This window comes from Rhodoferax sp. ZS1R25, from assembly GCF_056521335.1.
Genome location: NZ_JBWMAZ010000002.1, coordinates 793,607 through 815,672, shown reverse-complemented (window position 1 = coordinate 815,672; position 22,066 = coordinate 793,607). Strand labels below are relative to the sequence as shown.

Annotated in this window: 20 protein-coding genes and 2 tRNA genes; 13 read left to right on the top strand and 9 right to left on the bottom strand. The window is 60.9% G+C overall.

Annotation, left to right across the window (positions count from 1 at the left end; genetic code table 11):
• Positions 1-23: 23 nt before the first annotated feature.
• Both AC097R_RS14650 and AC097R_RS14645 read right to left on the bottom strand, forming a co-directional pair.
• Positions 24-461: a DUF3619 family protein gene (locus AC097R_RS14650; protein WP_479598865.1), complete on the bottom strand. Its 438-nt coding sequence runs from the start codon at positions 459-461 to the stop codon at positions 24-26.
• Positions 458-1,024: an RNA polymerase sigma factor gene (locus tag AC097R_RS14645; protein WP_479599557.1), complete on the bottom strand. Its 567-nt coding sequence runs from the start codon at positions 1,022-1,024 to the stop codon at positions 458-460. The genes AC097R_RS14650 and AC097R_RS14645 overlap by 4 nt, the downstream gene beginning before the upstream one ends.
• 292 nt (positions 1,025-1,316) lie before the next feature.
• On the opposite strand from AC097R_RS14645, the gene AC097R_RS14640 reads away from it, so the two are divergent.
• The 6 genes from AC097R_RS14640 (at position 1,317) to AC097R_RS14615 (ending at position 8,584) form a co-directional block, all read left to right on the top strand.
• Positions 1,317-3,104, top strand: a complete 1,788-nt coding sequence (locus tag AC097R_RS14640) for an acetolactate synthase 3 catalytic subunit (protein ID WP_479598864.1) — start codon at positions 1,317-1,319, stop codon at positions 3,102-3,104.
• Positions 3,105-3,242: 138 nt separating this feature from the next.
• Positions 3,243-3,734 (top strand): acetolactate synthase small subunit, encoded by a 492-nt coding sequence (ilvN, locus tag AC097R_RS14635; protein WP_294768691.1) that lies wholly within the window; start codon positions 3,243-3,245, stop codon positions 3,732-3,734.
• A 135-nt stretch (positions 3,735-3,869) separates the two neighbouring features.
• Positions 3,870-4,886, top strand: coding sequence for a ketol-acid reductoisomerase (ilvC, locus tag AC097R_RS14630; RefSeq protein WP_105259631.1), 1,017 nt, complete (start codon positions 3,870-3,872; stop codon positions 4,884-4,886).
• Between the two features lie 115 nt (positions 4,887-5,001).
• Positions 5,002-5,847: a CDP-diacylglycerol--serine O-phosphatidyltransferase gene (gene pssA, locus AC097R_RS14625; protein ID WP_479598863.1), complete on the top strand. Its 846-nt coding sequence runs from the start codon at positions 5,002-5,004 to the stop codon at positions 5,845-5,847.
• Positions 5,848-5,869: 22 nt separating this feature from the next.
• The gene (locus AC097R_RS14620) at positions 5,870-7,408 is read left to right on the top strand and encodes a 2-isopropylmalate synthase (RefSeq protein WP_479598862.1); all 1,539 of its coding nucleotides are present in this window, start codon (positions 5,870-5,872) and stop codon (positions 7,406-7,408) included.
• Positions 7,409-7,549: 141 nt separating this feature from the next.
• Positions 7,550-8,584 (top strand): serine hydrolase, encoded by a 1,035-nt coding sequence (locus AC097R_RS14615; protein ID WP_479598861.1) that lies wholly within the window; start codon positions 7,550-7,552, stop codon positions 8,582-8,584.
• A 23-nt stretch (positions 8,585-8,607) separates the two neighbouring features.
• Here AC097R_RS14615 and AC097R_RS14610 read toward each other — a convergent pair whose 3' ends face one another.
• The 3 genes from AC097R_RS14610 to aat are packed head-to-tail and all read right to left on the bottom strand — an operon-like array spanning position 8,608 to position 10,907.
• A complete protein-coding gene (locus AC097R_RS14610) occupies positions 8,608-9,387 on the bottom strand; it encodes an IclR family transcriptional regulator (RefSeq protein ID WP_479598860.1) in 780 nt (259 codons plus the stop codon).
• Complete coding sequence (locus AC097R_RS14605; RefSeq protein ID WP_479598859.1) at positions 9,384-10,145, bottom strand: arginyltransferase; 762 nt, start codon at positions 10,143-10,145, stop codon at positions 9,384-9,386. Before AC097R_RS14605 ends, AC097R_RS14610 begins: the two co-directional genes overlap by 4 nt.
• 12 nt (positions 10,146-10,157) lie before the next feature.
• The gene (gene aat, locus AC097R_RS14600) at positions 10,158-10,907 is read right to left on the bottom strand and encodes a leucyl/phenylalanyl-tRNA--protein transferase (RefSeq protein ID WP_479598858.1); all 750 of its coding nucleotides are present in this window, start codon (positions 10,905-10,907) and stop codon (positions 10,158-10,160) included.
• 75 nt (positions 10,908-10,982) lie between these two features.
• Here aat and AC097R_RS14595 point away from each other — a divergent pair.
• Positions 10,983-11,059: transfer RNA gene (locus AC097R_RS14595), tRNA-Pro, on the top strand.
• Between the two features lie 40 nt (positions 11,060-11,099).
• Positions 11,100-11,176: transfer RNA gene (locus AC097R_RS14590), tRNA-Arg, on the top strand.
• Positions 11,177-11,208: 32 nt separating this feature from the next.
• On the opposite strand, the gene murI is transcribed toward AC097R_RS14590, so the two are convergent.
• Together murI and AC097R_RS14580 are read right to left on the bottom strand one after the other, a co-directional pair.
• Entirely contained in the window at positions 11,209-12,030 is an 822-nt protein-coding gene (gene murI, locus AC097R_RS14585) for a glutamate racemase (protein WP_479599556.1), read from the bottom strand.
• Positions 12,031-12,052: 22 nt separating this feature from the next.
• Positions 12,053-13,606, bottom strand: coding sequence for a fumarate hydratase (locus AC097R_RS14580; protein ID WP_479598857.1), 1,554 nt, complete (start codon positions 13,604-13,606; stop codon positions 12,053-12,055).
• A 242-nt stretch (positions 13,607-13,848) separates the two neighbouring features.
• Between AC097R_RS14580 and fumC the strand changes: the two genes are divergently transcribed.
• Positions 13,849-15,234: a class II fumarate hydratase gene (gene fumC, locus AC097R_RS14575; protein WP_479598855.1), complete on the top strand. Its 1,386-nt coding sequence runs from the start codon at positions 13,849-13,851 to the stop codon at positions 15,232-15,234.
• A gap of 359 nt (positions 15,235-15,593) precedes the next feature.
• Positions 15,594-17,591 carry an acetate--CoA ligase gene (gene acs / locus AC097R_RS14570; RefSeq protein ID WP_479598854.1) on the top strand — a complete coding sequence of 666 codons (1,998 nt, stop codon included), beginning with the start codon at positions 15,594-15,596 and terminating at the stop codon, positions 17,589-17,591.
• 79 nt (positions 17,592-17,670) lie between these two features.
• Here acs and AC097R_RS14565 read toward each other — a convergent pair whose 3' ends face one another.
• Positions 17,671-17,985, bottom strand: coding sequence for a c-type cytochrome (locus tag AC097R_RS14565; protein ID WP_310345898.1), 315 nt, complete (start codon positions 17,983-17,985; stop codon positions 17,671-17,673).
• Between the two features lie 96 nt (positions 17,986-18,081).
• Between AC097R_RS14565 and AC097R_RS14560 the strand changes: the two genes are divergently transcribed.
• Positions 18,082-18,327: a TIGR04438 family Trp-rich protein gene (locus AC097R_RS14560; RefSeq protein ID WP_479598853.1), complete on the top strand. Its 246-nt coding sequence runs from the start codon at positions 18,082-18,084 to the stop codon at positions 18,325-18,327.
• A 79-nt stretch (positions 18,328-18,406) separates the two neighbouring features.
• Here the strand turns inward: AC097R_RS14560 and ilvD are convergent, their stop codons facing one another.
• A complete protein-coding gene (gene ilvD / locus AC097R_RS14555; protein WP_479598852.1) occupies positions 18,407-20,101 on the bottom strand; it encodes a dihydroxy-acid dehydratase in 1,695 nt (564 codons plus the stop codon).
• A 115-nt stretch (positions 20,102-20,216) separates the two neighbouring features.
• Between ilvD and AC097R_RS14550 the strand changes: the two genes are divergently transcribed.
• Both AC097R_RS14550 and lgt read left to right on the top strand, forming a co-directional pair.
• On the top strand, positions 20,217-21,164 hold the full coding sequence (locus AC097R_RS14550; RefSeq protein ID WP_479598851.1) for a LysR family transcriptional regulator: 948 nt from the start codon (positions 20,217-20,219) through the stop codon (positions 21,162-21,164).
• Positions 21,148-21,960 (top strand): prolipoprotein diacylglyceryl transferase, encoded by an 813-nt coding sequence (lgt, locus tag AC097R_RS14545; RefSeq protein WP_479598850.1) that lies wholly within the window; start codon positions 21,148-21,150, stop codon positions 21,958-21,960. The genes AC097R_RS14550 and lgt overlap by 17 nt, the downstream gene beginning before the upstream one ends.
• The last annotated feature ends 106 nt before the right edge of the window (positions 21,961-22,066 follow it).

Sequence of the window (22,066 nt, the reverse complement as noted above, 5' to 3'; positions counted from 1 at the left end):
TCTCAGTGTCATGCGCTCAGAGCTTACTCGTCACGGTTCACGCGCAGGAACTGGGCAAAGCCAGGGTCGGTAAAAGCGGCAGGGGGCAGGTCGTCGATCAGGATTTCGGCGTCCACGTCGGCAATTTCGCGCGCGCGGTAGTCATCTTGCACAAAGCCGATCGTCAACAAGCCGGCAACCAGTGCAAACAGGGGCAACCAAGCCCCCAATTGGCGCCATTTACCCTGCGGCGCATCACCAAGGTGCATCACTGCGGCGTTTCCACCGGCCGCGGCCACCCCTGTGGCCACGCTCAGCTTGACGACTTTGCGCTTTTCCAGCGCCAGCATGCGCGCAGCCTTGAGCCGCTGCGTGATGTCGTGCGGCAGGTCCTGGGTTGTCTCCGACAGACGGGCTGTGATGGCCCGCCCCAGGGTGTCCTGGCTGAATGGTCGATTGGTGGTGTGCGATTTGCTCGTCATAGTCGTATTCCCTTCGCTTTCAATGCCGCGCCGAGCGCGTGTACCGCCCGAGAACAGTGTGTCTTCACGCTGCCTTGCGAGCAGCCCATTGCCGCGGCAGTCTCCGCAACGTCCATATCTTCCCAGTAACGCATCAGAAAGGCTTCGCGTTGACGCGTGGGCAACTGCAATATCTCTTCCTCAATAGAAAGCAATGTCTGTGCCCGCTCGGTCTGGGTTTCGGCGCTCTCGTTTTGCTCGGGCGCACTGGATGCGTGCAGGGTCTCCAGCAGGTCGAAATCGCCGTCTTCGTGGCTGGCTTCGAAGTCGCCCAAGTTGGAAAACAGGGCGTTGTGGGTTTTTTGCCGCCTGAACCAGTCCAATGTGCAGTTGGACAGGATGCGGTGGAACAGCATGGGCAGCTCTTCCACGGGTTTGTGTCCGTAATGCTCGGCCAGCTTCATCATGCTGTCTTGCACGATGTCCAGCGCGGCTTCGTCGTTGCGCACGTGGTAGACCGAACGTTTGAACGCGCGTCGCTCGACGCTTTTCAAAAAATCAGACAGTTCTTGTTCGGTAGCCAAGCGGGAGTAGCCTTGCTGGGAGGTTGGGTCAAAAATAGCCTGCGTCAATCACGTGCTGGCAGGCTTCGGAGCGGCGCAATTATGGCATTTTGGTGGTCTGCCAGGACGAGGATTTTCGGGTGTTGAAAACCAATGCGATAATGTGGGTTGCAAATCAAAAGGCAAACGGATCCTGGTTCGGCGCAATATTCAGTGCGCTCATGGCCTGGATCTCAAGTTCCGACACGACTTCACAAGAGTTTGCGTAGGGGCACCCAAGGTTTTTCGTTAGAGAAATTCACAAAGGTTCATCATGGAAATTAATAAAGCTGAAATCGCTTCGGCATCCTCTGCGTCCAAATCTTCCGCCACCCCCGTTGTTCCCGAACTGCGCGGTGCCGAGGTATTGATCAAATCCCTGCAAGCCGAGAACGTGAAGTTCGTCTGGGGCTACCCCGGCGGCGCGGTTTTGCACATTTACGACGCGTTCTACAAACAAGATTCCATCCAGCACGTGCTGGTGCGCCATGAGCAGGCTGCCGTGCACGCCGCTGACGGCTATGCGCGCGCCACCGGTGACGTGGGCGTGGCCTTGGTCACTTCCGGACCTGGCTTGACGAATGCGGTGACCGGTATTGCCACGGCGTACATGGACAGCATCCCCATGGTGATCATCAGTGGGCAAGTCCCCACGCACGCCATTGGCCTGGATGCCTTCCAGGAATGCGACACCGTGGGCATCACCCGCCCCATCGTGAAACACAATTTCCTGGTCAAGGACGCCAAAGACATGGCTGAGGTCATGAAGAAGGCCTTCCACATCGCCCGCACGGGCCGTCCTGGCCCCGTGGTGGTGGACATTCCCAAGGACGTGTCCTTCAAGAAGGTCCCGTACCACGGCTACCCCGAGACCGTGGAAATGCGCTCGTACAACCCGGTGCGTAAGGGCCATGGCGGGCAGATTCGCAAGGCACTGCAGTTGTTGCTGGCAGCCAAGCGCCCCTATATCTACACCGGCGGCGGCGTGTTGTTGAGCAATGCCTCGGCAGAGCTGCGGACCCTGGTCGACATGCTGGGTTACCCCTGCACCAACACCCTGATGGGTCTGGGCGCTTACCCCGCCAGTGACCGCAAATTCCTGGGCATGCTGGGCATGCACGGCACGGTGGAAGCCAACAACGCCATGCAGAACTGCGACGTGCTGCTGGCCGTGGGCGCCCGGTTCGACGACCGCGTGATTGGCAACCCCAAGCATTTTGCGCAAAACGAACGCAAGATCATCCATATCGACATCGATCCGTCGAGTATTTCCAAGCGCGTCAAGGTCGATATCCCCATCGTGGGCGATGTGAAAGATGTGCTGAGCGAAATGATCGCCATGATCCGCGAAGGCAGCGTCAAACCCGATGCCAATGCATTGGGCGCTTGGTGGGACACCATTGAAGGCTGGCGCAGTCGCGATTGCATGAAGTACAGCATGGGCAAGGGCGATGTGATCAAGCCCCAGTACGTGGTGGAAACGCTGTGGAACATGACCAAGGACGTAGACACCTACATCACCTCCGACGTGGGCCAGCACCAGATGTGGGCTGCGCAGTATTACAAGTTTGACGAACCACGCCGCTGGATCAACTCGGGCGGCCTGGGCACCATGGGCGTGGGCATTCCCTACGCCATGGGCATCAAACTGGCCAAACCTGACAGCGAAGTGTTCTGTATCACCGGCGAAGGCTCGGTGCAGATGAACATTCAGGAGCTCTCGACCTGCCTGCAGTACAACACGCCGATCAAGATTTGTTCCTTGAACAATCGCTACCTGGGCATGGTGCGCCAGTGGCAAGAGGTGGAGTACGAAGGCCGTTACAGCCACAGCTACATGGATGCGTTGCCCAACTTCGTCAAGCTGGCCGAGGCCTATGGCCACGTCGGCATGCTGATCGAAAAGCCGGGTGATGTGGAGCCCGCACTGCGCGAGGCCCGCAAGCTCAAGGACCGCACGGTGTTCATGGACTTCCGCACTGACCCCACGGAGAACGTGTTCCCCATGGTGCAGGCCGGCAAGGGCATCACCGAAATGCTGCTGGGTGCGGAGGATCTGTAACCCGGTTGAAAGCCATTTAGCGGTCTAGCCCCCGTGGAGCGGGCGCTGGCTGCTATCATTTTTGAATGAATCTATTGTCTGCCAAGCTGTGCGGTTACCGCCGCACGGGGAGGGCAACGAAAAGAGGAATCGGTACTTATGAAACACATCATTGCAGTTTTGCTGGAAAACGAGCCTGGTGCTCTTTCCCGCGTGGTGGGCCTGTTCTCGGCCCGCGGTTACAACATTGAATCGTTGACCGTGGCCCCCACGGAAGACCCCAGCCTGTCTCGCATGACCATCCAGACCACCGGGTCGGATGACGTCATTGAACAGATTACCAAGCATCTGAACCGCCTGATTGAAGTCGTGAAGGTGGTTGACCTGACCGAAGGCGCCTACATCGAGCGCGAGCTCATGATGGTCAAGGTGCGCGCGGTTGGCAAGGAGCGTGAAGAGATGAAGCGCATGGCGGACATCTTCCGCGGTCGCATCATCGATGTCACTGAAAAAAGTTACACGATTGAACTCACGGGTGACCAATCCAAGAACGACGCTTTCCTCGAGGCCATCGAGCGTGCGGCGATTTTGGAGACGGTTCGCACGGGCTCCAGCGGTATTGGCCGCGGCGAGCGCATTCTGCGGGTTTGATCTCGGTTTTCCTGTGTGTGCTTCGGCTGGCTCACCACGCAGGGATTGTTTGGCGACAGTGTTTACCGTTCGCCCTGAGCTTGGGTAGTTTTTGCAACTGGGCGCTTTTCGCCAATATTTATTTCGGAGAGAAAAATGAAAGTTTTTTACGACAAGGATTGTGACCTGAGCCTGATCAAGGGCAAGACAGTTGCCATCATCGGTTACGGCAGCCAGGGCCACGCCCACGCACAAAACCTGAACGACAGCGGCGTCAAGGTCGTGGTCGGCCTGCGCAAGGGCGGCGCTTCCTGGGACAAGGTTGGCAAGGCCGGCCTGAACGTGATGGAAGTCAACGACGCCGTCAAGGCCGCTGACGTGGTCATGATCCTGTTGCCTGACGAAGACATCGCCGGCGTCTACAAGAACAACGTCGAACCCAACATCAAGCAAGGCGCTTCGCTGGCCTTCGCCCACGGTTTCAACGTGCACTACAACCAGGTTGTGCCCCGTGCCGATCTGGATGTGTGGATGGTCGCCCCCAAGGCGCCCGGCCACACCGTGCGCAACACCTACACCCAAGGTGGCGGCGTGCCCCACCTGGTGGCAGTACACCAGGACAAGACTGGAAAGGCCCGTGACTTGGCTCTGAGCTACGCCATGGCCAACGGTGGCGGCAAGGCCGGCATCATCGAGACCAACTTCAAGGAAGAAACCGAAACCGACTTGTTCGGCGAACAAGCCGTGTTGTGCGGTGGTGCGGTTGAGCTGATCAAGATGGGTTACGAAACCCTGACCGAAGCTGGCTACGCCCCCGAAATGGCCTACTTCGAATGCCTGCACGAGCTCAAGCTCATCGTTGACCTGATCTACGAAGGCGGCATTGCCAACATGAACTACTCCATCTCCAACAACGCGGAGTACGGTGAGTACGTGACAGGCCCTGAAGTCATCAACGCCGAATCGCGCGTCGCCATGCGCAATGCGCTCAAGCGCATCCAGACTGGCGAATACGCGAAGATGTTCATTCTGGAAGGCCGCACCGGCTACCCCAGCATGACCGCTCGCCGCCGTCTGACCTCTGAACATTCCATTGAAGTCGTGGGCGCCAAGCTGCGCGCCATGATGCCTTGGATTGCCAAGAACAAGCTGGTCGACCAGACCCGCAACTAATACGCTTGCCGCGTATTGCCAAGGGCCACTTCGGTGGCCCTTGTTGTTGGTGGCGCACAGACGAGAGAGGTCCGCAGCTGACTTACACTGATAGCTGCAAGCGCAAGGAGAATTTATGCACGATGGATCTGAATCACTGTCAACGCCCCAAGAGGGCGTAGTACTGCAAAAGCGTCGCAAGGGCATTTACATTTTGCCCAACCTGTTCACGTTGGCAGCGCTATTCGGCGGGTTTTATGCGATTGTGATGGCTATCAATGGCCGTTTTGACCAGGCTGCGGTTGGCGTTTTTTGCGCCATGGTGCTGGACAGCCTGGATGGTCGCGTGGCACGCATGACCAATACCCAGAGCGCGTTTGGGGAACAAATGGATTCGCTGTCTGACATGGTGTCGTTCGGTGCAGCGCCGGCCATCATTTCCTATGTGTGGGCACTACAGGGCCTGGGTCGGTGGGGCTGGATTGCGGCATTCGTGTATTGCGCCTGCGCTGCACTGCGCCTAGCGCGTTTCAATGTGAATACGACCGTGGTGGACAAGCGCTACTTCCAGGGCTTGCCGTCACCCGCTGCTGCGGCCTTGGTCGCCGGGTTCATTTGGTTGCTCACCGAAAATGGCCTGAAGGGAACCGGCGTGCTCGAGTTCGGGGCCTTTGTGCTGTCCGTGCCGTGGCTGATGTTTGCGCTGGCCTTGTATGCCGGGCTGACCATGGTGACCAACGTGCCGTTCTATAGCTTCAAGGATGTAAGCATGAAGCGCAGCGTGCCCTTTGCCGTGATCGTGCTGATCGCCTTGGGCATTGCCGTGATCAATATTGACCCGCCTACCGTAATGTTTGGCGTGTTCGTGGTGTATGGCTTCAGCGGCTATGTGGTCTACGGCGTGCGCCGTGCCCGTGGCGTACGTACCAGCGTGATCAGCACCTCGACCGATGAGCCGGAAGAGCGCGGCTTGCACATGTGATTGGAAGAACAGGAGAACGAATATGGCTGACAAACTGATTATTTTCGACACCACCTTGCGCGACGGCGAACAATCGCCTGGTGCGTCCATGACCCGCGACGAAAAGCTGCGCATTGCGCGCCAACTGGAGCGCCTGAAGGTGGATGTGATCGAAGCCGGTTTTGCTGCCAGTTCGAATGGCGATTTTGAGGCGGTGCAGCTCATCGCCAACACCATCAAGGACTCCACCATCTGCTCCTTGTCGCGTGCGAATGACAGGGATATTTCGCGCGCTGCAGAAGCGCTCAAAGGCGCCAATAGCGCGCGTATCCACACCTTCATTGCCACCTCGCCATTGCACATGGAGAAGAAGCTGCGCATGACGCCGGACCAGGTGTTTGAGCAGGCCAAGCAATCGGTGCGCTTTGCCCGCAATTTGGTGGCGGACGTGGAGTTCAGCCCCGAAGACGGTTACCGCAGCGACGTGGATTTTCTCTGTCGCGTGTTGGAAGCCGTGATCAAGGAAGGCGCAACCACGATCAATGTGCCCGACACCGTGGGCTACGCGATCCCCGAGTTGTACGGGAACTTCATCAAGACCCTGCGTGAACGCATTCCCAACGCCGACAAGGCCGTCTGGTCTGTGCATTGCCACAACGACCTGGGGATGGCGGTTGCCAACTCCCTGGCGGGCGTGAAGATTGGCGGCGCACGGCAGGTGGAGTGCACGATCAACGGCCTGGGCGAGCGGGCCGGCAATTGCAGCCTGGAAGAAATTGTCATGGCGGTCAAAACCCGCAAGGACTATTTTGGATTGGAGCTGGGCATTGATGCCAAACACATCCTGGCCGCGAGCCGCATGGTGAGCCAGACCACCGGCTTTGTGGTGCAGCCCAACAAGGCGGTGGTGGGGGCGAATGCCTTTGCGCACGCGTCCGGCATCCACCAGGACGGCGTACTCAAGGCGCGCGACACCTACGAAATCATGCGTGCCGAAGACGTGGGCTGGACGGCCAACAAAATCGTGCTGGGCAAGCTCAGTGGCCGCAATGCCTTCAAGCAGCGCTTGCAAGAGCTGGGCGTGCAGCTGGAGAGCGAGGCTGAAATCAACGCTGCGTTTGCCCGCTTCAAGGAGCTGGCAGACCGCAAGAGCGACATCTTTGACGAAGACATCCTGGCGCTGGTCAGTGACGACAGTGTGACGCTGGACAAAGAGCAGTACAGCTTTGTGTCCCTGTCCCAGCACAGTGAAACCGGTGAACGTCCGCATGCTGCCGTGGTCTTCACGGTAGAAGGCAAAGAAGTCAAAAGCGCTTCCGATGGCAATGGCCCGGTGGATGCGTCGCTCAAAGCCATTGAGTCATTCGTGAAAAGCGGGGCTGAGATGGTTTTGTACTCGGTCAATGCCATCAGCGGATCGACCGAAAGCCAGGGTGAAGTGACTGTGCGCCTGCAAAACAGCGGTCGCGTGGTGAATGGCGTGGGTGCGGACCCCGACATTGTGGTGGCCTCTGCCAAAGCCTATTTGAGTGCCCTGAACAAGCTGCAAAGCAAGGCAGATCGGGTGGCTGCACAGGGCTAGTGGGGCGCGTACATCAAAATATTCTTGAACTTTCGTGCGCAAGTAGTTGATCTTACGTAACTTTTTTGATTAAACTGTCGGCACTTTCAGGTTTTTGTACACCGTGTTACACGCTGTAAGCCTGCACAAATCAAAGGACGTATGTTGAAACGCGCACTTGTACACCTCGGTTTTGGCAGTTTGGTGGCCGCTTTGTTGTTGCTTCCCTTGGAGGCCTCCGCCACCCAGCGTAAAAAAGTGCGTATCGCGCCCCATGCGGTCAAGCATGTGGTGGCAAAGAAGAAGGCCCACCACAAAGTGGTGCATGCCAAAGTGGTGGCTGCTCCCAAGGCCCCCTCATTTGGTCAATTGGCCGGTTTGCATGGTGCCCAGGATGCGTTGGATTTGAAGTCCAGCGTCGCCTTTGTGGTGGACCAAGACACCAAAGAGGTGTTGTTCAGCAAGAACGAATCCGCCGTGTTGCCGATTGCGTCCATCACCAAGCTCATGACGGGTGTGTTGGTGAGCGAGGCCCGTCTGCCCATGGACGAGACCATCGAGATCACCCAGGCGGATGTGGACACCGAAAAGGGCAGTTCCTCCCGCTTGCGCGTAGGCACTGAGCTGAGCCGTGGTGAGTTGTTGCACCTGGCATTGATGGCCAGCGAAAACCGCGCCGCCCATGCACTGGGCCGCACCTATCCCGGTGGCCTGCAAACCTTTGTGGGTTTGATGAACAACAAGGCGCGCATGCTGGGCATGCGCGACACCCAATACGTGGAACCCACGGGCCTGTCCAGCCGCAACCAGTCCAGCGCCAAAGACTTGGCCACACTGGTGAACTACGCTTATAGCGATCCCACATTGCGTGAACTGTCTACCTCGACCGGCTACCAGGTGGAAGTGGGCAATCGCACCCTGCAGTACAACAACACCAACCGCCTGGTGAAGAACCCAGCGTGGGACATTGGCCTGCAAAAAACCGGCTACATCACCGAAGCTGGCCAATGCTTGGTCATGCAGGCCAAGATCGCTGGGCGCAAGCTCATCATGGTGTTTCTGGACTCTGCGGGCAAACTGAGCCGCATTGGCGATGCAGAGCGTGTGCGTCGCTGGGTCGAGTCCACTCCGTCTCTTGCCACGCGCTCTGCGCCGTTGGCCAGCCACGAGATGGACCGCCGTATCGTCTCCAACTGAGCGGCCGTGGGCCTTGGCCGCGGCTAGGTGCCGTGGTAGCCCAGGGTTTGCGAAATCTGCCGGGCGGTGTCTTTCAGCTTGGGCAGCCAGTCATCCTCCAGGCGCCCTGAGGGCGCCGAGATGGACAGACCTGCCACCAGCTTGCCCTGGTCGTCGTAAATGCCTGCGGCCATGCAGCGCACCCCCAACTCCAACTCTTCGTTATCCCCAGCCTGCCCATATTGGCGGACCTTGGACAGCTCACGCTCCAGCGCGGTTAGGTCGGTAATGCTGTTCTTGGTATGCCCCTGCAAACCGGTGCGGGTGGCATAGGCGCGAATGCGTTGCGGGTCGTCGGCAGCCAGGAACAGCTTGCCCACAGACGTGAGGTGCAGCGGCGCACGACCCCCAATGGCGCGCACCACCTGCATGCCCGAGCGCTCACTGTAGGCGCGTTCCACATAAATGATTTCGTCGCCCTGGCGCATGCTGAGGTTGACGGGTTGCTGTGTCAGCTTGTGCAACTCGCGCATGGGAATGAGCGCGGCGTCGCGCACGTTCAGGCGTGCCTTGACCAAATTGCCCAGCTCCAGCAAGCGCATGCCCAGCCGGTAGCTGCCCGACTGGGGGCGATCCACATAACGGCCTGATACCAGATCGTTGAGGATGCGGTGGGTGGTGGAGGGGTGCAGCCCGGCCCGCTCGCTGATCTCCTTCAGGGGAATCGCCTCTTCGCGGGAGGCCAGCACGTCAATCAGCGTGAACATGCGTTCAATGACCTGAACGGCCGGGGTGCTGGGGGGATCGAGGTCTTTTTTGGTCATGGTGGGTTTGTGCGCCCGATGTTACCTTGCGCAACCCACTGCCCGTCCACGAATACCTGGGTGGGCTGAAAACGGGACTTGTAACGCATCTTGGGGCTTTGTTCTATCCAGTAGCCCAGGTAGACAAATTCCAACCCCAGGCGTTTGGCCTGGGCAAGTTGCCACAGCACGTTGAAGGTGCCAAAACTGGTACCAGCCTCTGGCGAGAAGAAGGTGTACACCGCTGAAATGCCGTCCTCCAGCACATCCAGAATCGAGACCATTTTGAGTGTGCCCAGGCTCCCGTCGCCAGTGGGCTCGCGGAACTCCACCAGCCGCGAGTTCACCCGGCTTTGCAACAAAAACTGGGTGTACTGGTCCACGCTGTCCTCGTCCATGCCACCGCCTGCGTGGCGGCTGGTCTGGTAGCGCAAATAGAGGGCGTAGTGCTCGGCCACAAAGCCCAGGTTCAGCACCCGCACGTTCAGCGCCTGATGCTGTTTCCAGGCGCGCCGCTGGCTGCGATCGGGTTGGAAGTGCTGTGCTTGCACCCGCAGCGGTGTGCAGGCCTGGCAGCCATCGCAGTAGGGGCGGTAGGTGAACATGCCGCTGCGCCGGAAACCCTTGGCCACCAAATCCGAGTAGGTGGCGTTGTCAATCACATGGCTGGGGGTGGCCACCTGCGAGCGCGCTTGCCGTTGCGGCAGGTAGCTGCAGTCGTAGGGCGCAGTCGCATAAAACTGCAGCGTCTGGAGAGGGAGGTCGGTCAGGTTTGTCATGGTGATTCGGCATCAAGCAGACAAAAGCTGATTCCAGTATACGGGGTCAAACCGCCATGCTGGCGCGGGTTCTATACGGGCGTGGCGCACATGTTGCAAAAACGCGCCCCGCGCCATCTCCCGGGCGCCCATGAAGGCCAGGTGGGGGGTATTTTGCTGGCAGTCCACCATGCGGATGCTGTGCTGCCGGCAAAACGCCATCAGGGCGGTCAGCGCGATCTTGGAGGCGTCGGGCACGCGGGTGAACATGGATTCACCAAACACCGCGCAACCCAGGCCTATGCAGTACAGCCCGCCGACCAGCTCGCCGTCAAGCCAGGTCTCCACGCTGTGGGCGGTGCCCAGGGCGTGTAGCTGGCTATAGGCCTGCACCATCTCGGGAAGAATCCAGGTGCCGGGCTGGCCGCGACGGGCGGTCTGGGCACAGGACCGGATCACCTCGCCAAACGCATGGTCCATGCGGATCTCCAGCCGACCCTCTTGCAACAGCCGCTTGATGGTCTTGTGCAGGGAACGGTGTAGCCGAAAGTCCGCTACCTGCAGCACCATGCGCGGGTCGGGGCTCCACCAGAGTGTGGGCTGGCCTTCGCTGAACCAGGGGAAGATGCCCTGGGCGTAGGCGGCCTGCAGCGTAGGGGGTTGCAGGTTGGCGCCCATGCACAGCAGGCCAGGGGCTTCGCTGTCGGCACCCCAGGCGGTGGCGACGTCCGGAAAAGGATCGCCGGGTTCCAGCCAGGGGAGGGTGAGGGAGGGGGGAGCCATGGTGCGCGTGGGAAGCAAATTAATTGAAGCGGCTCGCCAAAGAGGGCCGCTAACCGAGGTTAGAATACCAGCTGTCGGCGTGTAGCGCAGCCTGGTAGCGCACCTGCTTTGGGAGCAGGGGGTCCAAGGTTCGAATCCTTGTACGCCGACCACTATTCAAAAACAAAGGCCCTTCCAGGGCCTTTGTTCTTTCTGTCCGTAGCTCAGTTGGATAGAGCAACAGCCTTCTAAGCTGTAGGTCACAGGTTCGATTCCTGTCGGACAGGCCAATCGGCGCTCTGTTCCGCTTCCCTTCCTGTTTTTATATCGCCAAGGCGCCGACGCTGGTGTCCAGCTGCAACCAGCGCAGGGCTGCGCTGCGCAGGTCTTCGACCTCGCCGGTCGTCAAAAACTGGGTAGCTGCCGCTGGTTGGTTTGCGGCCGCGGGCGCCAACAACCCAGCAGCCTCCAGCAAGCGCCGTGTTTGGCGGGCCACGGGTGCGCCGCCTTCCAGCAGGGCTACCTGGGTACCAATGGAGCGCCGCAGCACGGCCTCGACAAAAGGGTAGTGCGTGCAGCCCAGCACCAGCGTATCCATCGCGGAAGAATTTAAGCCAAACAAGCCCATAGCCCCCGTGTACTCTGCGCAGAGTGCTTCTATTTTTGTAGCGTCGTTGCGTTCGATGGCGATCGCCAGGCCGTCGCAGGGCTGCAGCACGAAGGTGGCTTGCCCGTGCAGGGAGGCCAGCAGGGCCTGAAATTTCTCGCTCTGCAGCGTGCCGCGTGTGGCCATCACACCCACGGTCTTGGTCTGGCTGGCCGCCGCCGCGGGCTTGAGCGCGGGCTCGATGCCCACCAGCGGAATGCTGGGGTAGGCCGCGCGCAGGGTTTTGATGGCCGCCGCTGTGGCCGTGTTGCAGGCCACCACCAGCGCCTTGATCTGGTGCTGCCCCAGCAGGTAGTCGGCAATAGCGTGCGAGCGGGTGGTGACGTGGTCGTCGTCCCGCTCGCCATAGGGTGCGTTGCCGCTGTCGGCTACGTAGACAAAGTGTTCGTGGGGCAGTTCGGCACGCAAGGCGCGCAGCACACTCAAGCCGCCCACGCCGCTGTCAAACACCCCAATGGGGCGTGTGGCAGCGGGCAATGCCGTGGTGGTGTCCAAAGGCTTAGCGCGAGGTGACGGGAATGCTTTTGAACTCGCCGGTGGCAATCTTCTTCTGCCATTCGGCCGGGCCGGTGATGTGGGCGCTGGTGCCGCCCGAATCGACCGCCACGGTCACGGGCATGTCCACCACGTCAAATTCGTAAATCGCTTCCATGCCCAAGTCAGCAAAGCCCACCACTTCGGCGTGTTTGATCGCCTTGGACACCAGGTAGGCGGCACCGCCGACCGCCATCAGGTAGGCGCTCTTGTGCTTCTTGATCGCCTCGATGGCAACCGGGCCGCGCTCGGCTTTGCCGACCATGGAGATCAGGCCGGTTTGCGCCAGCATCATTTCGGTAAAGCCGTCCATGCGCGTCGCGGTAGTGGGGCCAGCGGGGCCGACGGCTTCGCCCTTGATCGGGTCCACCGGGCCCACGTAATAGATCACGCGGTTGGTGAAGTCCACGGGCAGCTTTTCGCCCTTGGCCAGCATGTCCTTGATGCGCTTGTGCGCGGCGTCGCGGCCGGTCAGCATCTTGCCGTTCAAGAGCAGGGTCTGGCCAGGCTTCCAGCTCGCTACTTCGGCGGGGGTCAGCGTGTTCAGGTCGACCTTTTTGCTTTGCTGGTAGTCGGGCGTCCAGTTGACGTTGGGCCACAAGTCCAGCGAAGGTGGGGTCAGGTAGACCGGGCCACTGCCGTCCATCACAAAGTGGGCGTGGCGCGTGGCCGCGCAGTTCGGGATCATCGCAATCGGCTTGCTGGCCGCGTGCGTGGGGTACATCTTGATCTTGACGTCCAGCACCGTGGTCAGGCCGCCCAGGCCCTGCGCGCCAATGCCCAGCGCGTTGACCTTCTCGAACAACTCCAGGCGCAGTTTTTCGACGTTGTCCAATGCCGCACCGGAGGCCTGCTTGGCCTGCAGTTCGTACATGTCCAGGTCGTCCATCAGACTTTCCTTGGCCATCAGCACAGCTTTTTCCGCCGTGCCGCCAATGCCGATGCCCAGCATGCCGGGCGGGCACCAGCCTGCGCCCATCGTCGGTACGGTTTTCAAAACCCAGTCGACCACGCTGTCGCCGGGATTCAGCATGTACATCTTGCTTTTGTTCTCGGAGCCACCGCCTTTGGCGGCGACGGTCACTTCTACGGTGTTGCCGGGCACGAGTTCGGTAAAGATCACCGCGGGCGTGTTGTCCTTGGTGTTCTTGCGCAGGAACTCAGGGTCGGCCACCACGGATGCGCGCAGCGTGTTGTCGGGGTGGTTGTAGCCTTGGCGCACACCTTCGTTGATCGCGTCGTCCAGGCTGCCGGTAAAGCCTTCCCAGCGCACGTCCATGCCGACTTTCAGGAACACGTTGACGATGCCGGTGTCCTGGCAAATGGGGCGGTGGCCCGTCGCGCTCATCTTGCTGTTGGTCAGGATCTGTGCAATCGCGTCCTTGGCCGCGGGGCTTTGCTCGCGCTCGTAGGCGCGGGCCAGGTGGGCGATGTAGTCGGCGGGGTGGTAGTAGCTGATGTACTGGAGGGCGGCGGACACCGATTCGATGAGGTCGGCTTGGCGGATGATCGTGGTCATGGAGGGCCTGGCTGGGGTGGAGGGGAGCGAAACGCCCCCAATTATCCCTTGGCCGCGGGTGCGGGGTACAGCCCCATTGCGGGAAACCACTTGCTATCCTAACCATAGCTGCTCGCGCAGTGTTGACGGGGGCTAGGGGCACGTTTAATGCCTAAAGCCATGCAGACGGCAAGAAAAGCTTGCTGGGTGTGGCGGTTGCGCATGGATACACCCCAGGCCGCGGACGGGCGGAGAATACAGCCATGCACACCCGTACCGAACGCGATACCTTTGGCCCGATCGAAGTGCCTGCCGACAAGCTCTGGGGCGCACAGACCCAGCGCTCACTGCAGAACTTTGATATCTCGGGCGAACGCCAGCCCACAGAAATCATCAAGGCCTTGGCGCAAACCAAGCGCAGTGCGGCCCGGGTCAACCACGCGCTGGGCCTGCAAGACGCCGCCAAGACGCAAGCCATTGTGGCTGCAGCGGACGAAGTGATTGCCGGCCAGCACCCGCACGAATTCCCGCTGGTGGTCTGGCAAACCGGCTCGGGCACACAGACCAACATGAATGTGAACGAAGTGCTGGCCAACCGCGCCAGCGAACTGCTGGGCGGCGCACGTGGCGAAAAGCGGCTGGTGCACCCGAATGACGACGTGAACCGCAGCCAGTCCAGCAATGACGTCTACCCCACGGCCATGCATGTGGCGGCCGTGGATGCGATCACGCACAGGCTGCTGCCCGCGATCGCCAAGCTGCGCGCGACGCTGGCGCAGAAGTCTGCCGCGTTTGACGACATCGTGAAGATAGGTCGCACCCATCTGCAAGACGCCACGCCGCTGACCCTAGGCCAGGAGTTCTCGGGCTATGTGGCCCAGCTGATGCATGGCGAGGCGCATGTGCGTGCCGCGTTGCCGCATTTGTGCGAACTGGCACTGGGCGGCACGGCGGTGGGTACGGGGCTGAACGCACCCAAGGGGTATGCGGAGCAGGTGGCAGCCGAGTTGGCTAGGCTGACCGGCCTGCCGTTTGTCACCGCCCCCAACAAGTTTGAAGCGCTGGCCAGCGTGGACGCGCTGGTGCATGCGCATGGCGCACTCAAAACGCTGGCCGCAAGCCTGATGAAGATTGCCAATGACGTGCGCTGGCTGGCCAGCGGCCCACGCAGCGGCATTGGCGAGCTGAGCATTCCCGAGAACGAGCCTGGCTCCAGCATCATGCCGGGCAAGGTGAACCCCACGCAGAGCGAGGCGCTGACCATGTTGGCGGCCCAGGTGTTTGGCAATGACGTGGCGATCAACTTCGGCGGCGCGTCGGGCAACTTCGAGCTCAATGTGTTTCGGCCCCTGGTGGCGCACAACTTTTTGCAGAGCGTGCGGCTGCTAAGCGACGGCATGGTGAGCTTTAACGACCACTGCGCGGTGGGAATTACCCCCAACTTGGAACGCATTGCTGAGTTGGTGGGCCGTTCGCTGATGCTGGTCACCGCGCTGAACCCGCACATCGGGTATGACAAGGCGGCGTTCATCGCCAAGAAGGCGCACAAGGAGGGCAGTAGCTTGCGTGAGGCTGCCGTTGCCAGTGGGTATGTGACGGCGGAGCAGTTTGACCAGTGGGTGGTGCCTTCGGAGATGGTGGGGCGCTGATTGCGGGTTGTCGCGCTTATGTGCCTGCCGGGGTGGGGTGTGCCCCAGGGCCTCATCAGTCCGCTGCGCGGCCAGCAAATCGGCTCTGGGGCACGCCCCACCCCGGCGAGTTGAGAAGATGCTCGCAAACAAGTCTTAAAACCTGCTGGCACTCATGCTCGGGGCGGTGTGCCTTGGGGTCGGTAGCCGATTTGCTGGCCGCGCAGCGGACTGATGAGGCCACCGGCCCCAAGGCACGCCGCCCAGCGCCAACCGAGCCAGTTTTTGGCGTAAATTCGTAAGCCTGCAGCAAGTCAGTGGCTTGTAAGTGCAAACCACCACAGTCCGGGCAGTTTTGATTCGTCCCAGGAGACAAGAATATGAGTACATCGACATCGGCTATGGAATCCCTGCTGGTTGAAAACCGCGTGTTCCCCCCTAGCGAAGCCATGGTGAAGGCTGCGCGCGTCTCCGGCATGGAGGGCTACAACGCCCTGTGCGCCGAAGCCGAGAAAGACTTCGAGGGTTTCTGGGCCCGCCTGGCGCGTGAGAACGTGGTCTGGAACAAACCCTTTACCCGCACGCTGGACGAATCCAACGCACCGTTTTACCAATGGTTTGACGACGGCGAACTCAACGCCTCCGCCAACTGCCTGGACAAGCACATCGGCACGCCTACCGAAAACAAGGTGGCCGTGATCTTTGAAGCAGACGATGGAACGGTGACCAAAACCACCTACAAAGAGTTGCTGGCCCGCGTGAGCCAGTTTGCCAACGCGCTCAAGGCCGATGGCGTGAAGAAGGGCGACCGCGTGCTGGTCTACATGCCCATGACGCTCGAAGGCGTGATCGCCATGCAGGCCTGCGCCCGCATTGGCGCCACCCACAGCGTGGTGTTTGGCGGCTTCTCGGCCAAGGCTTTGCAAGAACGCATCATCGACGCAGGCGCCGTGGCCGTGATCACCAGCAACTACCAGATGCGTGGTGGCAAAGAGCTGCCGCTCAAAGCCATCGTGGATGAAGGCTTGGCCATGGGGGGCTGCGAGTCGATCAAAACCGTTTACGTCTACCAACGCACCCAGACCGCCTGCAATATGGTGGCAGGCCGTGACAAGACTTTCGCCGAAGCCCTGGCCGGCAAGAGCACCGACTGTGCACCGGTGCCTGTGGGCGCCGAGCATCCGCTGTTCATCCTCTACACCTCCGGCTCCACCGGCAAGCCCAAAGGCGTGCAGCACTCCACTGGCGGTTACTTGCTGTGGGCCAAGCTGACCATGGACTGGACGTTTGACCTGAAGCCGGAAGATGTGTTCTGGTGCACCGCCGACATCGGCTGGATCACCGGACACACCTATGTGGCCTATGGCCCGCTGGCCGCAGGTGCCACGCAGATCATTTTTGAAGGCATCCCCACCTTCCCGAATGCGGGCCGCTTCTGGCAGATGATCGAGCGCCACAAGTGCTCTATCTTCTACACCGCGCCCACCGCCATCCGCTCCTTGATCAAAGCCGCGGAAAGCGATGCGGCCGTGCACCCGGATCGTTCGGACCTCTCCAGCCTGCGCATCCTCGGTTCGGTGGGTGAGCCCATCAACCCCGAAGCCTGGATGTGGTACTACAAAAACGTGGGCCACGAGAACTGCCCCATCGTCGACACCTTCTGGCAAACCGAAACCGGCGGCCACATGATGACGCCGCTGCCCGGCGCCACACCGCTGGTACCCGGTAGCTGCACACTGCCGTTGCCCGGCATCATGGCCGCCATCGTGGACGAGGTGGGCAAAGACATTCCCAATGGCACCGGTGGCATCCTGGTCGTCAAGCGCCCTTGGCCGTCGATGATCCGCACGATCTGGAACGACCCCGAGCGCTTCAAGAAAGCCTACTTCCCCGAAGAGATGGGCGGTACGCTGTACCTGGCCGGTGACGGTGCGGTGCGCAGCGCCGACCGCGGCTATTTCCGCATCACCGGCCGTATTGACGACGTGCTCAATGTGTCCGGCCACCGCATGGGCACGATGGAAATCGAATCGGCTCTGGTGTCCAAGACCGACCTGGTGGCCGAAGCCGCTGTGGTGGGGCGTCCGGACGATCTGACCGGCGAGGCGATCTGCGCCTTTGTCGTGCTCAAGCGCCCCATGCCCAAGGGCGATGAAGCCAAGGCCATTGCCAAGGAGTTGCGCGACTGGGTGGCCAAGGAAATCGGCCCGATTGCCAAGCCCAAGGACATCCGTTTTGGCGAGAACCTGCCCAAGACGCGTTCCGGCAAGATCATGCGCCGCCTGTTGCGCTCACTGGCCAAGGGCGAAGCCGTCACGCAAGACACCAGCACACTGGAAAACCCCGCCATTCTGGACCAGCTGGGCCAAGCCTATTGAGCGACTGACGCTGGGCGCGAGCCAGGCATGAAAAAGCCCGCTGCACTGATGGTGCAGCGGGCTTTTTTGTATTGAGCGCTTACTTGAGGCTCAAGATCCAGGCTGCGAGTTTCTTGGACTCGGCTTCGTTGACTTGCGAGTTGGCGGGCATGGGCACAGCGCCCCAAACACCGCTGCCGCCCTTGATGATCTTGGTTGCCAGTTTGTCGGCAGCCGTTTTGTCGCCTTTGTATTTGGCAGCTACGTCTTTGTAGGCGGGACCCACCAGCTTCTTGTCCACGGCGTGGCATGCCAGGCAGTTCTTGGAGGTGGCCAGCGCTAGGTCGGCAAATGCGGGTGTTGCCGACAGCACAGCCGTGGCACTCAGCGCAAGGGTGATCAGGGTTTTTTTCATCAGGGCCTCGTCGGTTGGTTTACAGTCACTCAACGCCATTGTAGTGACGCGGGTTGACCCCGTTTTTCTCAAGGCCACACAGAGTAGGAGAAGGCAATGTATTTCCTGGGTATTGGTTTGTTGTTGTTGGTCATGAAATACATGGAGATCGGACCCGTGGCCACCTGGGCGTGGTGGATGGTGCTGACGCCCTTTGGTTTGGCAATGCTCTGGTGGTGGTGGGCGGACAGCACGGGTTACACCAAGCGCAAAGCCGTGGAGCGTGAAAACGCCCGCAAGCAGGCCCGCATCGACAAAAACCGCCAGGCCATCGGCACCTTGGGCAGCAAAAAACGCCGTTAAAAAAGCCGCCAACAGCCTGCGCTGTTGAACGGCGTTTGTAGGCACAGCCCCCTAGTGTGGGCTGAGGTTTGGTATTGGTTTAGTAGTTGTCCAACACCGCACCATTGCTGGCCGACGATGCATTGAACGCAAACTTGGCCTGCACACCACGCGTGTAGCGCGGCGTGGGGGCCTTCCACGCGGCACGGCGCTTGGCAATCTCGGCCTCGGGCACATTCAGTTCCAGAATCAACTGGCGGGAGTCGATGGTGATGGAGTCCCCTTCTTCCACCAGCGCAATCACGCCACCGGCTGCGGCCTCGGGTGCCACGTGGCCCACCACCATGCCCCACGTCCCGCCGGAGAAGCGGCCATCGGTGATCAGGCCCACGCTTTCGCCCAGGCCCTGGCCGATCAGCGCTCCCGTGGGCGCCAGCATTTCGGGCATGCCGGGGCCGCCCTTGGGGCCCAGGTAGCGCAGCACCATCACATCGCCCGGAACAATCTTGTTGTCCAGGATGGCCTTGAGCGCGGACTGTTCATCCTCAAACACGCGAGCGGGGCCGGTCATCACGGGGTTCTTCAAGCCAGTGATCTTGGCAACGGCGCCCTCAGGGCTCAGGTTGCCCTTCAGGATGGCCAGGTGGCCTTGGGCGTACATGGGGTTGGTGATGGGGCGGATCACATCCTGGTCCGCGCGTGGCACATCGGGAATGTCCTTCAGCACATCGGCCACGGTCTGGCCGGTGATGGTGATGCAGTCGCCATGCAGCAGGCCGGCGACCAGCAGGGTCTTCATCACTTGCGGAATGCCACCGGCGCGGTGCAGGTCCACCGCCAGGTATTTGCCGGAGGGTTTCAGGTCGCACAGCACGGGCGTCTTGACGCGCACACGCTCGAAGTCGTCAATCGTCCATTCCACACCCGCTGCATGGGCGATCGCCAGGAAGTGCAACACGGCGTTGGTGGAGCCGCCGGTGGCCATGATCACGGCAACGGCGTTTTCAATCGACTTGCGCGTCACGATGTCGCGCGGCTTGAGGTCCTTCTTGATCGCCTCGATCAGCACCTTGGCCGACTCTTTGGCCGAGTTCATTTTCTCGTCGTGCGGGTTGGCCATGGTGCTGGAATAAATCAGCGAAATGCCCAAGGCTTCAAACGCCGACGACATGGTGTTCGCGGTGTACATACCGCCGCAGGAGCCGGTTCCGGGGATGGCGCGGCGTTCGATTTGCAGCAGGTCTTCGTCGCTCATGCGGCCCGCGGCGTTTTCGCCCACCGCTTCAAACACGCTGACGATGTTCAGGTCTTTGCCTTTGTAGGTGCCGGGCAAGATGGTACCGCCGTAGACATAGATGGCGGGCACATTGGCGCGCAGCATGCCCATCAGGCCGCCGGGCATGTTCTTGTCGCAGCCACCGACGACGACGACGCCGTCCATCCATTGGCCTTGCACGCAGGTCTCGATGCAATCGCTGATGACTTCACGGCTGACCAGCGAATACTTCATGCCCTCGGTACCCATGGCCATGCCGTCGGAAATGGTGGGTGTGCCAAACACCTGCGCGTTGCCACCGGCTTCTTCAATACCGGCTATCGCCGCATCGGCCAGCTTCTGCAGGCCGCTGTTGCACGGGGTGATGGTGCTGTAGCCGTTGGCCACGCCGACCATGGGTTTCTTGAAATCGCCTTCTTCGTAACCCATGGCGTAGTACATGGAGCGGTTAGGCGCGCGGCTCTTGCCCTGGGTGATGTTTTGGCTGCGGGGGTTCAGGACGATGGGTTTGGTGGTCATGGTGTCTCTCTCGGGGTTGCCAATGGGGCAGGGGTAATTCAGGACTGACGGAGTATCGCGGTTGTCACTGATTCTTTCCAATCCATTATTCAAGGTGTATTAATATGTTTTACATATGAGTACAACCCCTGTATCTGCCCCCTGGATCGAACTGCGCCTGTGGCGCCAGTTTGTCACTGTGGCCGAAGAGCTGCACTTTGGACGAGCCGCGCTGCGGCTGCACATGACGCAGCCGCCGCTCACCCAGGCGATTGCCCAGCTGGAGCGCAGCCTGGGCCTGCCGCTGTTTGCGCGCACCAAGCGCAGCGTGCAGCTCACGCCGCAAGGCCTGGCGCTGCTGCCGCAGGCGCAGGAACTGCTGCAGCGCGCCCAGGGCCTAGTGGTGCAGGCGCGCGCGCTGGCGGTGGGCGAGTCGGGGCGTCTGCGGTTGGCGTTTGTGTCCACGGTCGGCTTCTCACTGCTGCCGCAGTGGGTGATGGCGTTTCGCCAGGAGTTTCCTGGCGTGCAGCTCGATTTGGTGGAAGCCACGGGCGATGTGCAGTTGCAATTGCTGAAGTCCGACGAAGTGGACGCGGGTTTTGTGCTGCATGCCAGTGGTTTCGCCACCGAAGGCCTGCAGCGCCTGACCGTGGCGCAAGAGCCACTGGTGCTGGCCATGCCAGAGCAGCACCCCATGGCCCAGCGCAAGACGCTGCGCCTGCAGGATGTGTGGGGGCAGCCGCTGGTGACGTTTCCGCGGCGCATCGTGCCCTCGCTGTTCGACGCCATCTTTGGCATGTACCACGACGCGGGCAAGCTGCCGGTAGTGGCCCAAGAGGCGATCCAGATGCAGACCATTGTGAATCTGGTGTCGGCCGGGCTGGGCGTGGCCTGGGTGCCGGCCAGCGTGCAGCAGTTCCAGCGGCCCGGTGTGGTCTACCGCCATGTGCAGGGCACAGTGCCGGGTTGCGAGACCAGCCTGGTCTGGCAGCGCAGCAGCCCGGCTCTGGAACGTTTCATGGCCTTTCACGCGATCGCCCATGCATCCAGCGGGCACAATGCGGCCCATGCTGATCCATCCTGAAATTAACCCCGTCGCCCTGCAAGTGGGTCCTCTGGCCGTGCACTGGTATGGCCTGACCTACCTGGCGGCCTTTGCGCTCTTCATGTTTCTGGGAAGCCGTCGGCTGCGCCACGCCCCGTTCAATGCGCTGACCGGCCCGCAGGCCTGGACGTTCAAGGACGTGGAAGACATCCTCTTCCTCGGCGTCGTGGGTGTGGTACTGGGCGGGCGCCTTGGCTACTGCCTGTTCTACAAACCGGTGTTCTACGCCACCCACCCGCTGGAAATCTTCTATGTCTGGCAGGGCGGCATGAGCTTCCATGGCGGCATGCTGGGTGTGATTGCCTCCATGGCCTGGTTTGCGCGTTCGCGCGCCAAGCCGTTCTGGCAGGTGGCCGACTTTGTGGCTCCCTGTGTGCCTACTGGCCTGGCGGCGGGCCGGGTAGGCAACTTCATCAACGGCGAGCTCTGGGGCCGCCTGAGCGACCCGGATTTGCCCTGGGGCATGGTGTTCCGCGGCGCGGGTGATTTGCCACGCCACCCCTCGCAGGTCTACCAATTCCTCATGGAAGGGCTGCTGCTGTTTGTGCTGCTGTGGTGGTACGCCAGCACGCCGCGCAAGCAAGGACAGGTGGCGGCGGCGTTCTTGTTCGGCTACGGCGTGTTCCGCTTCATCGCCGAATTCTTCCGCGAGCCCGATGCCCACCTGGGCCTGCTGAGCCTGGGCATGAGCATGGGCCAGTGGCTGTGCGTGCCCATGGTCGTGGGCGGCGCCTTGCTGTGGCGCTGGGCCGGCGGGCGCAGCGTGCAATCCTGATCCCCATTGAGGGTAAACACCGGCTGGTAAGGCTTGACCGGCGCAGGCCATAGGTATGTAATTATCGGTAATTACAGAAAATTATGGTCATCTTATTGCCCACCCC

Excerpts from the sequence above, each read along its gene's own strand:
- AC097R_RS14650 (WP_479598865.1), bottom strand. The coding sequence starts at position 461 with ATGACGAGCAAATCGCACACCACCAATCGACCATTCAGCCAGGACACC.
- AC097R_RS14640 (WP_479598864.1), top strand. The coding sequence starts at position 1,317 with ATGGAAATTAATAAAGCTGAAATCGCTTCGGCATCCTCTGCGTCCAAA.
- ilvN (WP_294768691.1), top strand. The coding sequence starts at position 3,243 with ATGAAACACATCATTGCAGTTTTGCTGGAAAACGAGCCTGGTGCTCTT.
- ilvC (WP_105259631.1), top strand. The coding sequence starts at position 3,870 with ATGAAAGTTTTTTACGACAAGGATTGTGACCTGAGCCTGATCAAGGGC.
- pssA (WP_479598863.1), top strand. The coding sequence starts at position 5,002 with ATGCACGATGGATCTGAATCACTGTCAACGCCCCAAGAGGGCGTAGTA.
- AC097R_RS14620 (WP_479598862.1), top strand. The coding sequence starts at position 5,870 with ATGGCTGACAAACTGATTATTTTCGACACCACCTTGCGCGACGGCGAA.
- AC097R_RS14615 (WP_479598861.1), top strand. The coding sequence starts at position 7,550 with ATGTTGAAACGCGCACTTGTACACCTCGGTTTTGGCAGTTTGGTGGCC.
- AC097R_RS14610 (WP_479598860.1), bottom strand. The coding sequence starts at position 9,387 with ATGACCAAAAAAGACCTCGATCCCCCCAGCACCCCGGCCGTTCAGGTC.
- AC097R_RS14605 (WP_479598859.1), bottom strand. The coding sequence starts at position 10,145 with ATGACAAACCTGACCGACCTCCCTCTCCAGACGCTGCAGTTTTATGCG.
- aat (WP_479598858.1), bottom strand. The coding sequence starts at position 10,907 with ATGGCTCCCCCCTCCCTCACCCTCCCCTGGCTGGAACCCGGCGATCCT.
- AC097R_RS14580 (WP_479598857.1), bottom strand. The coding sequence starts at position 13,606 with ATGACCACGATCATCCGCCAAGCCGACCTCATCGAATCGGTGTCCGCC.
- fumC (WP_479598855.1), top strand. The coding sequence starts at position 13,849 with ATGCACACCCGTACCGAACGCGATACCTTTGGCCCGATCGAAGTGCCT.
- acs (WP_479598854.1), top strand. The coding sequence starts at position 15,594 with ATGAGTACATCGACATCGGCTATGGAATCCCTGCTGGTTGAAAACCGC.
- AC097R_RS14565 (WP_310345898.1), bottom strand. The coding sequence starts at position 17,985 with ATGAAAAAAACCCTGATCACCCTTGCGCTGAGTGCCACGGCTGTGCTG.
- AC097R_RS14560 (WP_479598853.1), top strand. The coding sequence starts at position 18,082 with ATGTATTTCCTGGGTATTGGTTTGTTGTTGTTGGTCATGAAATACATG.
- ilvD (WP_479598852.1), bottom strand. The coding sequence starts at position 20,101 with ATGACCACCAAACCCATCGTCCTGAACCCCCGCAGCCAAAACATCACC.
- AC097R_RS14550 (WP_479598851.1), top strand. The coding sequence starts at position 20,217 with ATGAGTACAACCCCTGTATCTGCCCCCTGGATCGAACTGCGCCTGTGG.
- lgt (WP_479598850.1), top strand. The coding sequence starts at position 21,148 with ATGCTGATCCATCCTGAAATTAACCCCGTCGCCCTGCAAGTGGGTCCT.